At 67.5% G+C, this 15,146-nt stretch carries 13 protein-coding genes; all 13 read left to right on the plus strand.

Features of this window, described 5'->3' with window-relative positions:
- The first annotated feature begins 522 nt into the window (after window positions 1–522).
- The 13 genes from arc to F8178_RS16195 all read left to right on the plus strand — a co-directional run bounded on the left by arc (window position 523) and on the right by F8178_RS16195 (window position 15,038).
- The gene (arc, locus tag F8178_RS16135; RefSeq protein ID WP_317495645.1) at window positions 523–2,367 is read left to right on the plus strand and encodes a proteasome ATPase; all 1,845 of its coding nucleotides are present in this window, start codon (window positions 523–525) and stop codon (window positions 2,365–2,367) included.
- A 177-nt stretch (window positions 2,368–2,544) separates the two neighbouring features.
- Window positions 2,545–3,216 carry a hypothetical protein gene (locus F8178_RS16140; RefSeq protein ID WP_317495646.1) on the plus strand — a complete coding sequence of 224 codons (672 nt, stop codon included), beginning with the start codon at window positions 2,545–2,547 and terminating at the stop codon, window positions 3,214–3,216.
- 24 nt (window positions 3,217–3,240) lie between these two features.
- Window positions 3,241–4,734, plus strand: coding sequence for a depupylase/deamidase Dop (dop, locus tag F8178_RS16145; RefSeq protein WP_317495647.1), 1,494 nt, complete (start codon window positions 3,241–3,243; stop codon window positions 4,732–4,734).
- Between the two features lie 103 nt (window positions 4,735–4,837).
- Window positions 4,838–5,032, plus strand: a complete 195-nt coding sequence (locus tag F8178_RS16150) for a ubiquitin-like protein Pup (RefSeq protein ID WP_317495648.1) — start codon at window positions 4,838–4,840, stop codon at window positions 5,030–5,032.
- An 83-nt stretch (window positions 5,033–5,115) separates the two neighbouring features.
- Window positions 5,116–5,970, plus strand: coding sequence for a proteasome subunit beta (gene prcB, locus F8178_RS16155; protein WP_317495649.1), 855 nt, complete (start codon window positions 5,116–5,118; stop codon window positions 5,968–5,970).
- A 126-nt stretch (window positions 5,971–6,096) separates the two neighbouring features.
- Window positions 6,097–6,921 carry a proteasome subunit alpha gene (gene prcA / locus F8178_RS16160; RefSeq protein ID WP_317495650.1) on the plus strand — a complete coding sequence of 275 codons (825 nt, stop codon included), beginning with the start codon at window positions 6,097–6,099 and terminating at the stop codon, window positions 6,919–6,921.
- Between the two features lie 69 nt (window positions 6,922–6,990).
- The gene (gene pafA, locus F8178_RS16165) at window positions 6,991–8,349 is read left to right on the plus strand and encodes a Pup--protein ligase (RefSeq protein ID WP_317495651.1); all 1,359 of its coding nucleotides are present in this window, start codon (window positions 6,991–6,993) and stop codon (window positions 8,347–8,349) included.
- A gap of 134 nt (window positions 8,350–8,483) precedes the next feature.
- The gene (locus F8178_RS16170; RefSeq protein WP_317495652.1) at window positions 8,484–9,467 is read left to right on the plus strand and encodes a WYL domain-containing protein; all 984 of its coding nucleotides are present in this window, start codon (window positions 8,484–8,486) and stop codon (window positions 9,465–9,467) included.
- A complete protein-coding gene (locus F8178_RS16175) occupies window positions 9,464–10,426 on the plus strand; it encodes a WYL domain-containing protein (RefSeq protein WP_317495653.1) in 963 nt (320 codons plus the stop codon). Before F8178_RS16170 ends, F8178_RS16175 begins: the two co-directional genes overlap by 4 nt.
- A gap of 47 nt (window positions 10,427–10,473) precedes the next feature.
- A complete protein-coding gene (locus tag F8178_RS16180; protein WP_317495654.1) occupies window positions 10,474–10,707 on the plus strand; it encodes a bacteriophage holin in 234 nt (77 codons plus the stop codon).
- 58 nt (window positions 10,708–10,765) lie between these two features.
- Window positions 10,766–11,140 (plus strand): Sec-independent protein translocase subunit TatA, encoded by a 375-nt coding sequence (gene tatA / locus F8178_RS16185; RefSeq protein ID WP_317495655.1) that lies wholly within the window; start codon window positions 10,766–10,768, stop codon window positions 11,138–11,140.
- Between the two features lie 36 nt (window positions 11,141–11,176).
- Window positions 11,177–12,166: a twin-arginine translocase subunit TatC gene (gene tatC / locus F8178_RS16190; protein ID WP_317495656.1), complete on the plus strand. Its 990-nt coding sequence runs from the start codon at window positions 11,177–11,179 to the stop codon at window positions 12,164–12,166.
- 67 nt (window positions 12,167–12,233) lie between these two features.
- Window positions 12,234–15,038 carry a DEAD/DEAH box helicase gene (locus F8178_RS16195; protein ID WP_317495657.1) on the plus strand — a complete coding sequence of 935 codons (2,805 nt, stop codon included), beginning with the start codon at window positions 12,234–12,236 and terminating at the stop codon, window positions 15,036–15,038.
- The last annotated feature ends 108 nt before the right edge of the window (window positions 15,039–15,146 follow it).

Genomic DNA, 15,146 nt, shown 5'->3' on the forward strand with positions numbered 1-15,146 from the left:
ATCCTGGATGTTGTGGAGGTTGACTGCCAGGAAAGTCGCCACCGTGCCGGGATCCGTAAGGATCCCGCGGGTCGTAAGGACCCGGTGGCGGGGGAGGCTGCGTCATGGAGATCCCTCCTCAACGTCGTGTGGTAGCCCCTGGTGCCCGTACGAGGTGGACAGCGGCCCGCGCCCCGTCGCCCACGCGGGATGCGGTAGCGCATACTACGCCACGTGCCTGGCACGGATGCCGCTTATGGAGCGTGCCACAGTGGGTGGCTTCGTGTGGCACATCACCGGAACCTCGTCCACCGGTCGGCCCAGCGACGGCCGGGACACCTCCCGCCGTGGCGCCACCGAGATCGACGGCGCGTGCACGGCTGCGCCGTGACCGTACCCGTGATGGGAGTAACGCGATCGACGTCAACCGAGATCCGTGCGCTGCGCCGGGCTGGCGCCGCAGCAATTCTGTGATGCAGAAAGGGCTTGGATTGCGGAAGATCACCGGTACCGTTGAGAGAAATACGTCCGAGGAGGTGCCGCATGCAGAACGACCGCCCCGGTAGCCGGCAGGACGACGACGCGACCGACCCGATAGACACCGGCGAAGCGAGCGGGGAAGGGGAGACCGCCGCAACCGACGCCGAGGTCGCCGAGGAGCAGGCACGGCAAATTCGCTTCCTCGAGGAGGAAGTGGCTCACCTGCGGCGCCGGGCGGCTGGTGCCCCGCAGAGCGACAGGGCGCTGGAACAGCGCCTTGCCGAGGCCTCCGAGCGGATCAATCAGCTCACCGAGCGCAACAACAAGCTGGTGGAGACGTTGCGGGATGCCCGGTCGCAGTTGCTGGCGTTACGAGAGGAAGTCGACCGGCTGGCGCAGCCGCCGAGCGGTTACGGCGTGTTCCTCGGGGTACACGAGGACAAGACGGTCGACGTGTTCACCTCCGGCCGCAAGATGCGGGTGTCGGTCTCGCCGAACGTCGAGGTCGACAACCTGCGGCGAGGCCAGGCCTTGCGGCTGAACGAGGCGCTGACCGTGGTCGAGGCCGGTGGCTTCGAGCGCACCGGTGAGGTATGTGGCCTCCGTGAGGTGTTACCGCCACCCGGCGAGGACTACTGCGCTCGGGCGCTGGTGGTCGGTCACACCGACGAGGAGCGGATCGTCTACCTGTCGGACCCGCTGGCCGAAGAGGACCTCAAGTCCGGTGACTCGCTGCTGGTCGACACCAAGGCCGGGTTCGCCTACGAGCGGGTGCCCAAGGCCGAGGTGGAGGATCTGGTCCTCGAGGAAGTGCCCGATGTGCAGTACGAGGACATCGGTGGGCTCTACCGGCAGATCGAGCAGATCCGTGACGCGGTCGAGCTGCCCTTCCTGCATGCCGATCTGTACCACCAGTACCAGCTGCACCCGCCGAAGGGTGTGCTGCTCTACGGCCCCCCTGGGTGCGGCAAGACGTTGATCGCCAAGGCCGTCGCCAACTCGCTGGCCAAGCAGGTCGCCAAGGACCGCGGCGACAGCGAGCTGTCCGCAGCGAAGTCCTACTTCCTCAACATCAAGGGACCGGAGCTGCTGAACAAGTTCGTCGGTGAGACCGAGCGGCACATCCGCCTGATCTTCCAGCGAGCGCGGGAGAAGGCCTCGGAAGGCACCCCGGTGATCGTGTTCTTCGACGAGATGGACTCGATCTTCCGTACGCGAGGCAGCGGGGTCTCCTCGGATGTGGAGACGACGATCGTGCCGCAGCTGCTCTCCGAGATCGACGGTGTCGAGGGCCTGGAGAACGTGATCGTGATCGGTGCCTCCAACCGGGAGGACATGATCGATCCCGCCATCCTCCGCCCAGGCAGGCTGGACGTGAAGATCAAGATCGAGCGTCCGGACGCGGAGGCGGCCAAGGACATCTTCTCCAAGTACCTCACCCCGGACCTGCCGATTCACGCCGATGACCTGGCCGAGTTCGGCGGCGACCAGAGCTCGACCATCGAGGCGATGATCCAGCACACCGTCGAGCGGATGTACGAGGAGAGCGACGAGAATCGCTTCCTCGAGGTCACCTACGCAAACGGGGACAAGGAGGTCCTGTACTTCAGGGACTTCAACTCCGGCGCGATGATCCAGAACATCGTCGATCGGGCGAAGAAGGCCGCGATCAAGTCTGTGCTGGAAACCAAGCAGCCGGGGTTGCGGGTGCAGCACCTGCTGGATGCGATCCAGGACGAGTTCGCCGAGAACGAGGACCTGCCGAACACTACCAACCCGGACGACTGGGCACGGATTTCCGGCAAGAAGGGCGAGCGCATCGTCTACATCCGGACGCTGGTCACCGGCAAGAACCAGGACTCGGGCCGGGCGATCGACACCGCGACCAACACCGGGCAATACCTGTAGGGGAACCCGCAGGGGACATCCCCTGCGTAGGTGCGTGGCGGTCCGCGGTCGTGCGCGCAGCCGTGGGTGCCCCGGCACCGGGGTGCCCACGGCACGGCGCGCGTTCGTCCGTTATGTTGGGTTCGCTCGACAGCCATTCGCTGCGGGTGAGCCGATCACGAGTTAAGGGGAACAACGGTGCGTCACGGGCCTATCACCCTCGTGGTCGGGATCGCGCTCGCCGGGGCACTCGTCGGCTGTGCCGACGGGCCCAACGAGCTCGGTGCCGACCACGACGAGGAGGACCCTGCCGCGCAGGACGTCGCCGACGATGCGGAGGTGTCCGATGACGGCGGCAGCGACGGCATCGATCCCGCGGCACAGCGTGCCGCCGGGGCGGCGTTGCTGTGGGACGGCGACGTGGCCGACGAAGGCGTTCAGCGCAAGGACAGCGAGCCCGGCACCCCGGGCGGGTGCCTCACCGAGGTGTTCGCCCCCGCCGCGGGCGGCGGTGACGTCAGTTACCACGCCGCGTGGTGGGAGTACCCCACGGGCTCCACGCTGCGTCACTACGTGACGGCGCTGCCATCGTCTGTTTCCGGTTCCGGAGACTCCGGTGACACGACGGACGGGGCCGCGATGTTGGAGGCCATCGACTGCGCCGGGGACGCGCTCGCGCTGGAGGTCGACGGTGTCGACGCACACGACGGCCGTTGTCTCGACGAGTCCGGTGAGACCACGTGCACCGTGCTGCTGACCGACCGGGATGTGCTCTCGGTGGTGCAGGTGACGGCCGAGCGGCAACGCGGTGCGGAGGAAGCGGCCGAGCGTCTCGCGGTGATCGCCGCGGACGCGTTGGAACGAGTGTAGGCGCACAACCCGTAGGCTGGTGTTATGCGGCGGATCATGGGAACCGAGGTCGAGTACGGCATCGCCGTACCCGGCGATGCCACAGCCAACCCGGTACTGACCTCGACACAGGTGGTGCTGGCCTACGCGGCCGCGGCCGACATCCCGCGGGCACGCAGGGCCCGCTGGGACTACGAGGTGGAGTCCCCGTTGCGGGACGCCCGCGGTTTCGATCTGAGCGGTCAGGGCGGCCCACCGCAGGATCCGGACGTGGAGGACCTCGGTGCGGCGAACGTGATCCTCACCAACGGTGCACGGCTGTACGTGGACCACGCGCACCCGGAGTACTCCGCACCCGAAGTGACCAATCCGCGTGACGCGGTGGTCTGGGACAAGGCCGGGGAGCGCGTGATGGAGCAGGCCGCGATGAAGGCCGCCACGGTGCCGGGCCAGCCGCAGCTGCAGCTGTACAAGAACAACGTCGACGGCAAGGGCGCCAGCTATGGCAGCCACGAGAACTACCTCATGGCCCGGGACACCCCGTTCACCTCGGTGATCACCGGACTGACGCCGTTCTTCGTGTCGCGCCAGGTGGTGACCGGCTCGGGCCGAGTCGGTATCGGCCAGCAGGGCGAGGAGGAAGGTTTCCAGCTTTCGCAACGCGCCGACTACATCGAGGTCGAGGTCGGGCTGGAGACCACCCTCAAGCGCGGCATCATCAACACTCGGGACGAGCCCCATGCCGACGCGGACAAGTACCGCAGGCTGCACGTGATCATCGGGGACGCGAACCTGGCCGAGTACGCCACCTACCTCAAGCTGGGCAGTACCGCGGCGGTACTGGACATGGTCGAGGCCGGGATGACTTTCGACGACCTCAAGCTGCACGATCCGGTCCGCGCGGTGCGCCAGATCAGCCACGACCCGACGCTGGCGGCCAAGGTCGAGCTGGCTGACGGCCGCAGGTTCACCGGTCTGGACCTACAGTACGCCTACCTGGAGCGCGCCGTGTCGTTCGCGGAGCGGGAACGCGACGAGACACGGGACGCCGTGCTCGCGTTGTGGGCCGATGTGCTGGACAAGCTGTCCCGCGACCCCCGCGAGTGCGCGGACCTGCTGGACTGGCCCGCGAAACTGGTGTTGCTGGAGAGCTACCGGAGCCGGGACAACCTCGGCTGGGCGGCACCCCGGTTGCACATGATCGATTTGCAGTACTCCGACGTCCGTCTCGACAAAGGGCTGTACAACAGGCTCGTGACCAGGGGCTCGATGAAGCGCATGGTCAGCGAGGACGAGGTTCACGCGGCGATGACGCAGCCCCCGGAGGACACCAGGGCCTACTTCCGGGGACGTGCCCTCGAGAAGTACGCGGCCTCGATCGCCGCCGCGTCCTGGGACTCGGTCATCTTCGACGTGGGTAGGGAATCACTGGTGCGAATCCCGACGCTGGAGCCGTTGCGCGGCACCAAGGCCCACGTTGGTCAGCTGCTCGATGAAGCCGACACCGCCGAGCAGCTGGTCCAGGAGCTGACGGGCTGATTGTCACGCGTATGACACGCGAGATCTCGGTGCGTGAACGACCGCCCCGCTGAGCCCGATTACTAGGTAACCTGGACGTGAGCACCGTTGATCAGGAGGCGACATGGCGCAGGAGAAGATCGAACGGCACGGCGGTGGAGACTCCGAGGAGGAGGGCGAGGGCGGCGCTCCCGCTGGTCAGGAACGCCGTGAGCAGATGGGCGAGGATGTCGACACGATCCTCGACGAGATCGACGACGTCCTTGAGGAGAACGCTGAGGACTTCGTACGCGCCTACGTGCAAAAGGGCGGTCAGTAGACCGGCAGGATCAGCCGGAGTGAATCGTCGCGTAGGCTCTGTTGCAGCGCACGTTACGTGAGAGATGGGAACCGCGAGAACGTATGGACAACACCTCGCCCGCGCACGTGCGCGGGGCACTGCCACCGGCCTATCTGTCGATGGAGTCCTCGTCCTTTACCGATTTCCTTCGCAATCAAGCACCGGAACTGCTGCCGCCGCAGGGGCGGGCGAGCGGGTCCGGTTCGGACCTGGCGACACCGCACGGCACCACGATCGTGGCGCTGATGTTCTCCGGGGGTGTGCTCATCGCCGGCGACCGGCGCGCCACCGCCGGTAACATCATCGCCGCTCGCGACCTGGAGAAGGTATTCGTCACCGACGAATACTCCGCGGTCGGAGTCGCGGGTACGGCCGGGATCGCGCTGGAGATGATCCGGCTGTACACGGTGGAGCTGGAGCACTACGAGAAGATCGAGGGCATCTCGCTGTCACTGGACGGCAAGACCAACAAGCTCGCGTTGATGGTGCGCAACAACCTGGACGCGGCGCTGGCGGGTCTTGCCGCGATCCCGCTGTTCGTGGGGTACGACACCGAGGCACGTGATCCCGCCAAGGCGGGGCGCATCGTCTCCTTCGACGCCACAGGAGGGCGTTTCGAGGAAACGGCGGGTTATCACGCCATCGGCTCCGGCTCGTTGTTCGCCAAGTCCGCGCTGAAGAAGCTGCACGACCCGGGGGTGAGCCAGGATCAGGCGATTCGCACGGCCATCGAGTCGCTCTACGACGCGGCGGACGACGACACCGCCACGGGTGGCCCCGATGTGGTGCGCAGGATCTTCCCGAGTGTGGTAACCGTCACGAGTGAAGGTGCCAGCCGTCTCGCCGACGAGCGGGCCGCCGAGATCGCTGAGGAGGTTGTCGCTGAGCGTACCGAGCGTGACCGACGAGCGGGGTGAGTCGCGTCGATGCCGGGATGATCGCCCGGTATTCCCCGGGATGACCGGCACGACCGGCACGGCAGCGCGACCAGGATCGCCAACCAGCAAGGCAGCCAGCACCGAGAAGAGTGGAGATCGATCACCGTGACGATGCCGCTGTACGCCTCCCCCGAGCAACTGATGCGCGACAAGTCGGAGTATGCCCGCAAGGGCATCTCCCGCGGGCGGAGCGTGGTCGCGCTGAAGTACGCCGACGGGGTGCTGTTCGTGGCAGAGAACCCCTCGACGACGCTGCACAAGGTTTCGGAGATCTACGACCGGATCGGTTTCGCCGCGGCCGGGCGTTACAGCGAGTACGAGAGCCTGCGCCGCGCGGGCATCAAGTACGTCGACCTGTGGGGCTACTCCTACGACCGGCGAGACGTCTCGGCGCGGCAGCTGGCGAACGTCTACGCCCAGACGCTCGGCTCGATCTTCACCGAGCAGGTCAAGCCCTACGAGGTCGAGCTGGCCGTGGCCGAGGTGGGCGAGACCTCCGAGGAGGACCAGCTGTACCGGCTCATCTATGACGGATCGATCGTCGACGAGCCGAAGTACCTGGTGATGGGTGGGCAGACGGACCCGATCGTCAACCAGCTCAAGGATCAGTACGAGGCGGGCTGCTCGCTGGAACAGGCGGTGCGGCTGGCGGTGTCGGTACTGGCCTCCGGCTCGAGCACGACCAACGGCGGGAACGCCGAGCTGGACAAGCTCGAGGTGGCGGTGCTGGAACGTCACCGGCCCCGGCGGGCGTTCCGCCGTATTTCCGGTGCGGCGTTGCACGCGCTGATTCCCGAGGACACGGCGAAGGGCGATGCCGGTGACTCCGCTGGTGACTCTGCCGATGACGCGAAACAGGACGACACCGGTACCGCCACCGAGGGCGGCGACGCGGGAGCAGGCGAGCAGCAGTCGGACGAAGGCAGGTAAGAGTATGCGGTTGCGTGACCGGACCGGTACCCGCCCCGTGAGGGGATTCCGACGACGCGGGTGTGCCTGATGCAGCGGCGGATCTTCGGCATCGAAACCGAGTTCGGCGTCACCTGCACCTTTCACGGTCAGCGCAGGCTCTCGCCCGACGAGGTGGCCCGCTACCTGTTCCGCAAGGTGGTGTCGTGGGGCCGGTCGTCGAACGTGTTCCTCGCCAACGGCTCACGGCTCTACCTGGACGTCGGCTCGCACCCCGAGTACGCGACTGCCGAATGCGACAACCTGATCCAACTGATCACCCACGAGAAGGCGGGGGAGCGCATCCTCGAGGACCTGCTCGTCGACGCCGAGCGCAGGCTAGCCGACGAGGGGATCGGCGGTGACATCTTCCTGTTCAAGAACAACACCGACTCGGCAGGCAACTCCTATGGTTGCCACGAGAACTACCTGGTGGGTCGCTCCGGGGAGTTCTCCCGCATCGCCGATGTGTTCCTGCCGTTCCTGGTGAGTCGCCAGCTCATCTGCGGGGCTGGGAAAGTGCTGCAGACGCCACGCGGGGCGGTGTACTGCCTCTCACAGCGTGCCGAACACATCTGGGAGGGGGTCTCCAGCGCGACCACGCGGTCGCGACCGATCATCAACACTCGCGACGAGCCGCACGCCGATGCCGAGCGGTACCGGCGGCTGCACGTGATCGTGGGGGACTCCAACATGGCCGAACCGACCACGCTGCTCAAGGTCGGGGCGGCCAACCTGGTGCTGCAGATGATCGAGGAAGGGGTGCAGTTCAAGGACTTCACCCTCGACAACCCGATCCGGGCGATCCGCGAGATCAGCCACGACATGACGGGGCGCCGCAAGGTGCGGCTGGCTGGTGGTCGGGAGGCCTCGGCGCTGGAGATTCAGCGCGAGTACCACTCACGCGCGGTGCAGTTCCTCGACACACACGGTTCCGACCCGATCACCGAGAGCATCGTCGAGTTGTGGGGTCGAGCGTTGGACGCGGTGGAGCAGCAGGACTTCAGCAAGATCGACACCGAGATCGATTGGGCGATCAAGTACCGACTCGTGGAGGGATACCGGGCCAAGCGCGGTCTCGATCTGTCCAGCCCGCGGATCGCCCAGCTGGACCTGGCCTACCACGACATCCGGCGGGGCCGGGGTATCTTCGATGTGCTGCAACGCAAGGGCCTGGTCAAGCGCGTTACCGACGACGGCGAGATCGAGCTGGCCAAGGACAGCCCGCCGCAGACCACGAGGGCCAAGTTGCGAGGCGACTTCATCGCCGCCGCCCAGGCGGCGCAGCGGGACTTCACCGTCGACTGGGTGCACCTCAAGCTCAACGACCAGGCGCAGCGCACGGTGCTGTGCAAGGACCCGTTCCGCAGCGTCGACGAACGTGTCGAGCGTCTCATCGCCAGCTTGTAACGGCGGTCGAGCGCGGCGCTGAACGCGACTTGAGCGCGGTAGACGGTAACGAAGGCGACATTCAGCGCGCACAGGGTGCAACGACTCAGCCGAAGTTGCCGCACGATCCAGCTTAGTAGGGTTAGGCTCGGGACGTGTCAACAGCTCGGGTCGAACGTCTGGTCAACCTCGTTCTCGCGCTGCTGTCCACTCGCCAATACCTGACGGCGGAGCGGATCAGGGCGACGGTGCCCGGTTACGCCGAGGCCGCCAGTGACGAGGCCTTCTTCCGCATGTTCGAGCGCGACAAAGTAGAGCTCCGCGAGCTGGGCATCCCGCTGGAGACCGGGCGGAGCTCCATCTTCGATGGCGCCGACGGATACCGCATCGCGCGGCGGGACTACGAGCTCGGTGAGGTCGATCTGGAACCGGACGAGGCCGCGGCCGTCGGGCTCGCCGCCCGGCTGTGGGACTCGCCCGAGCTGACCGGTCAGGCCAACAGCGCGCTGGTGAAACTCAGGGCCGCGGGAGTCGAGGTCGACCGGTCCGCCGCCGCGCTGGTGCAGCCACGGGTCAGCACCGAGCCGGCGTTCGCGCCGGTGCTGACCGCGGTGCGGGAAGGGCGGCCGGTGCGCTTCGCCTACCGGCGTGCAGGCTCACCGGAACGCATGACGCGCACGGTCGAACCGTGGGGTGTGGTGTCCTGGCGCGGCCGCTGGTACCTGGTTGGGCACGACCGCGACCGGCAGGCGCCACGGTGCTTCCGGCTGTCCCGGGTACTGGGCGAGGTCGTGTTCGCCGGTCACAGCGGCGAGGTCGAACGCCCCGAAGGAACGGACTTGCTACGGATGGTGGCGGGCAGCCATGAGGACGAGGACGGCGCTTCGGTGGCGACCGCGCGGCTGTGGATCGCCGACGGCGCGGCGGCAGGTATCCGGCGCAAGGCCACCGCCCTCGGTAGGCGCGAGCTCGCCGGTGCGCCGGGCGACGAGGTCTCCATCGACGTGTACAGCACCGAGGGTGCCGCCCGCTGGATCGCTGGCTACGGCCCCGATGTGGTGGTGCTGGAGCCCGATGTCCTCGCCAAGGCCGTTCAGCAGCGGCTGGAGATCGTAGCCGCCGAGGGGGTGCGACCGTGACGCGGGCCGCCGAACGCCTACCGCGTCTGCTGGCACTCGTGCCGTACCTGCTGGCGCGTCCGGGTATCAGGATCGACGACGCGGCCGCCGATTTCGGGGTGAGCGCCACGCAGCTGCGCAAGGACCTCGAACTGCTCTGGATGTGCGGGCTGCCTGGATACGGTCCCGGTGACCTGATCGACCTGTCGTTCGACGCCGACACCGTCACCGTGACGTTCGACGCGGGCATGCGGCGCCCGTTGCGGCTGACCGGAGGCGAGGCGACAGCGCTGCTGGTGGCCCTGCGAGCGCTCGCCGAGACCCCTGGCGTTGCCGACGGCGACGCGGTACGACGGGCTATCGCCAAGATCGAATCGGCGGCGGGCGAGGCGCAACCCGCGGGAGTCGTGATCGACTCCGGGGTCAGCGAGAGCCGCTCGACGGCCGAGACGCGGCGGGAGGTGCAGCGGGCGCTCGCGGCGGGCCGCGCGATTCGGATGTGCTACTACACCGCATCGGCCGACCGGGTGGCCGAGCGGGTCGCCGACCCGATGCGGTTGCTCATCGTGGATGGGCGCGGCTACCTCGAGGCCTGGTGCCGCAGCGCCGCCGGTGTGCGGCTGTTCCGGCTCGACCGCGTCGACGCGCTGGAGGTGCTCGACGAACCCGCACACGCGCCTGCGGAGACCGAACACATCGATGTCTCCCAGGGGCTGTTCCCGCCACGGCCGGATCAGGTCGAAGCGATCCTCGTCCTCGACCCGGAGGCTCGGTGGATGTCCGAGTACTTCTCCTGTGAAGAGCTCGACGAGCTCGACGGAGGCAGGCTGCGGGTACGGCTGCGCTACAGCGACGACTCGTGGCTGGAACGGCTGGTGCTCGGAAACGGAGGTGAGGTGCGTGTCGAGGCGCCACGGGAATTGGCCACGCGAGTGCGGGACCGCGCGCGTGCCGCGTTGCGGCGCAGCGGTGCCGCCTGACACGGGCTGTTCACCCGGCAGTCAAGCAGGGCGAGTACGGTAACGGCGTGGACGAGGTCACAGTGGTGGTCACCGGAAGTGTCGCACTGGCCGTTGTCGCGGCAGCCGTGCTGGTGGTGTTGATCTTTCGGGTGTATCGCGAGTTGCGAGTGTGTCGCACGACGTGGTCCTATGTCCGCGATAGCGTCGTTGACCGGCTCGGCATGCTGCGTGCCAGGCTCGCTGCCGTACGGGTCGGCTTCGCACAGCGCTTCGGTCGGCGGTCCCGGACGGCCCGTTGACGGTGTGTAGGCGCTGGCCGGACAGTAGAATGTGGGAAAGGTTAGAAAGGAGGCCGCGATGGCGCCTTCACCGTGGCAGATCGCCATCATCGTCCTGGTCCTGATCCTGCTGTTCGGTGCCAAGAAGCTCCCGGACGCGGCCCGGTCGATCGGTCGATCGATGAAGATCTTCAAGGCGGAGACCAAGGGCCTGCACGAGGACGATGACAGCGGCGGCTCCGACTCGTCGTCTTCGGCGTCCTCACGGACCTCGCAGGCAGCGCAGGACGGAACGGAGCCGGTGGATCCGGACATGCGCCAGTTGCCGCGCGCGTCGGCGACCCGTGCCGACCAGGACACCGGCCCGTCGAAAGATGAGCAGGTCGCCGAACTCCAGCGGCAGCTGGACGAGATGAAGAAGCAGACCGACGGGTCACAACGGAACGCGAGCTGACACGCGAAGGAGTGACGTGGCTGAGTTGGGCGGGTCATGAGCTCTGACGGCGCGTCCAAGCGCAGCGCGTGGAGCGTTCGCCGGGAAGCCCGGCGTCGCCGTAGCCGCCGGTACAACCCCGATGGTTCGATGACGCTCATCGAACACATCTACGAGTTCCGGCGCCGGCTGCTGTATGCCCTGCTCGCGGTGTGCGCCGGGGGTGCGGTTGGGTTCGTGTGGTTCGCCCACGGCATCGGGCCGCTGCCAGCGCTGGGCGATGTGATCAAAGGGCCGTACTGTGACCTGCCGAGCGAGATCCGGCTCGATACCGGTGGGGGCGGTTGCCAGCTGCTGCAGACCGCCCCGTTCGAAGCCTTCATGATCCAGCTGAAGGTCGGCATCGCCGCTGGCATGGTGCTGACCGGACCCTTGTGGCTGTACCAACTCTGGGCGTTCCTCGCTCCTGGGCTGTACAACTGGGAACGCAAGTACGCACGGATCTTCGTCTGCGCGGCGTCGGTGCTGTTCGCGGCGGGTGCGGCGTTGGCCGTGGTGATCGTGCCGTTGGCGCTGACCGTGCTCGTCGGTTTCGGCGGCGAGACGTTCGTGACCGCGTTGCGCGGTCAGGAGTACGTCTCGTTCGTGCTCGCCCTGCTGCTCATCTTCGGTATCAGTTTCGAGCTGCCGTTGCTGATCGTGATGCTCAATCGGGTGGGCGTGGTCCAGTACGAGCAGCTCAAGCGGTGGCGCCGGGGTATCATCGCGGGGTTGTTCGTGTTCGCGGCATTCGTGACGCCGACCGACCCGTTCTCGATGGTGGCGCTGGCCGTGGCGTTGACGGGGTTGTTCGAGCTGGCGATCCAGTTCGCGCGCATGCACGACCGCAAGCTCGAACGGCGGCGTGAGGCGGAAGGCCTCGCAGGCCTGTCGGACGACGAGGCCGCGCCCTTCCACTACACCCCGACCGACACCACAGGGGCGGTAGAGCCGTCGACCGCGGCGGAAACGAGCGGCCGTCGGGGCTCGACCGATGACGTGACCTAGCTCCCGCTTCCCGCGGTCAGCCACCCGCGCACTGCGCGTAGCGAGGCGAGTATGCAACCCTGGACCCGTGGCTGAACGCCTTGATCATTCCCCGGCCGAGGCTTACGTGGCTGCCAAGCATCGCTCCTCGTACCCCAAACTCACCGAGTTCGCCGCACAGCTGGCCTTCGAGTTCGACGACTTCCAGCGCCGCGGCTGCGAGGCGCTCGAGGACGGGCACGGAGTGCTGGTGTGCGCCCCGACGGGGGCGGGCAAGACCGTCGTCGGCGAGTTCGCCGTGCACCTCGCGCTGGCCGAGGGCCGCAAGTGCTTCTACACCACACCGATCAAGGCGCTGTCGAACCAGAAGTACACCGACCTCACCGAGCGGTACGGGCCGTCGGCTGTCGGCCTACTGACCGGCGACACCTCGGTGAACCCGCACGCCCAGGTGGTGGTGATGACCACCGAGGTGTTGCGGAACATGCTCTACGCGGGCTCTACCACGCTCGACGACCTCAGCTACGTGGTGATGGACGAGATCCATTACCTCGCCGACCGGTTCCGCGGGGCGGTGTGGGAGGAAGTGATCCTGCACCTGCCCGAGCACGTCCGCGTGGCCGGCCTCTCGGCGACGGTGAGCAACGCGGAGGAGTTCGGCGAGTGGCTGGTGGAGGTGCGCGGCGACACCGCCGTCGTGGTTGACGAGCACCGGCCGGTCCCGCTGTGGCAACAGATGATGGTCGGCAACCGGATGTTCGACCTGTTCGCCGGGGAACGGGACGGCAAGCCGAAGATCAACCCGGTGCTGCTGCGGCGCGTCGAGGAGGCCAGCAAGGCGGCAGGCCCATCCGCGCTGCGCGGGCAGCGCGGCTACCGCGACCGCAAGGCGGGACCGCGCAGTGGCCGCGGCCCCCGGTTCCGACCGCCCTCACGCACCGATGTCATCGCCAAGCTGGACGCCGCCGGCCTGCTTCCCGCGATCACGTTCATCTTCTCGCGCGCGGGCTGTGACGCCGCCGTCGAACAGTGCACCCGCTCCGGCCTCCGGCTCAACGATCGGGAGGAGGCCGAGCAGGTACGCGCCATCGTGGACGAGCGCACCGCCGACCTCCCGGAACACGACCTCGATGTGCTCGGCTACTGGGAGTGGCGTGACGCCCTGGAGCGGGGCATCGCGGCACACCACGCCGGGTTGCTGCCCGCCTTCAAGGAAACCGTGGAGGAGCTGTTCGTCCGCGGGCTGGTGAAGGTCGTGTTCGCCACCGAGACGCTGGCGCTGGGCATCAACATGCCCGCCCGCACCGTGGTGCTGGAACGGCTGGTCAAGTACAACGGTGAGGCCCACGTGGAGCTCACCGCAGGCGAGTACACGCAGCTGACCGGCAGGGCCGGGCGTAGGGGAATCGACGTCGAGGGCTACGCCGTGGTGCTGTGGCAACCGGGGATCGATCCCAAGCAGGTGGCGGGCCTGGCGTCCACCAGGACCTACCCGTTGCACTCCTCGTTCCGTCCCGGCTACAACATGGCCGTCAACCTGGTCGCCACGCTGGGTGTGCGGCAGGCCCGCGAAATCCTCGAGCAGTCGTTCGCGCAGTTCCAGGCCGATCGTTCGGTGGTGGGGCTGTCGCGCACGATCGAGCGGAACACCGAAGCACTCGAAGGCTACGCAGAGGCGGCGGGCGAGGAGTTCGAGCAGCTTCGCGAGTACATGGACCTGCGTAAGCAGGTTTCCGACCGGGAGAAGGTGCTGTCGCGGCAGCGCAAGCACGAACGCAAGGATCAGGTCGCCGATTCGCTCGAACAGCTGCGCAAGGGCGATGTCATCGCGATCCCCGGCGGCAAGCGTGCGGGACTTGCGGTGGTCATCGACCCGGGAACCGATCCGGTGCGCGAACCACGTCCCCTGGTTGTGACCGAGGATCGCTGGTCTGGGCCGCTGTCGGTGGCTGATTTCCCGTCGCCGGTGACGCCGCTGGGACGTGTCCGGCTGCCCAAGCGGGTGGATGTCCGCTCCGCAAAAGCCCGTCGCGACGTGGCTGCCACGTTGCGCAACTCGGGAATCGCGGCACCGCGACGCAAGCGCAGGGGCTCAGACGCGCACTCCGATCCCGAGCTCGCCCAGCTACGCGCCGCACTGCGGTCGCACCCGTGCCATGGGCTCGCCGACCGGGAGGCACGGCTGCGGTGGGTGGAGCGGCACGAGCGGTTGGAGCAGGAGAACCGCAAACTGCAGCGGCAGGTCGCTGCCCGCACGCATTCACTGGCCAGGGCGTTCGACAGGATCCGTGCCTTGCTGACCGAACGCGGCTATCTCGTCGAGGATGCTGATCACGAGCAGGGTGACGGTGTCGTCGACGAGGTACGGGTCCGGGTGACCGAGGACGGCCACCGGCTCGCCCGCATCTACAGCGAATCGGACCTGCTGGTGGCCGAGTGCCTGCGACGCGACACCTGGCGCATGCTACAGCCTGCCGAACTGGCCGCGGTGGTGTCCACGCTGGTGTTCGAGGCCCGGCGAGATAGTGCGGGCGAGCCCAAGCTCCCCTCCGGGGCGGTTTCGGATGCGTGGCAGGAAACCGTCCGGGTCTGGACCGAACTGGTCGAGGACGAACGCAGGCACAAGCTCGACCGGACGAGAGAGCCGGATGCCGGCTTTGCGTGGCCGGTGTACCGATGGGCGCGTGGCGAATCACTGGAGAAGGTCATGACCACCTCGGATGCTGCCGGGCAGGAACTCTCCGCCGGTGACTTCGTGCGCTGGTGCAGGCAGGTGGTGGATCTGCTGGAGCAACTGCGCGACGTGCTCGGACCCCGCCACCCGGTGGGTGTGGCCGCAAGCGATGCCGTCCAGGCGATCCGCAGGGGAGTTGTCGCCGCGGGCACCGTGTAGCGCAGGGCGGCGAGCCGAAGGGGTCCTCGGGTACAGGATGTGTACCGAAGGAGTCCTTCGGCTCGCCGCCAGGTGTTCGCCACTGGATGTGAGTGGGGACCCGAGATA

This window comes from Haloechinothrix sp. LS1_15 (assembly GCF_033042135.1).
Lineage (GTDB): Bacteria > Actinomycetota > Actinomycetes > Mycobacteriales > Pseudonocardiaceae > Haloechinothrix.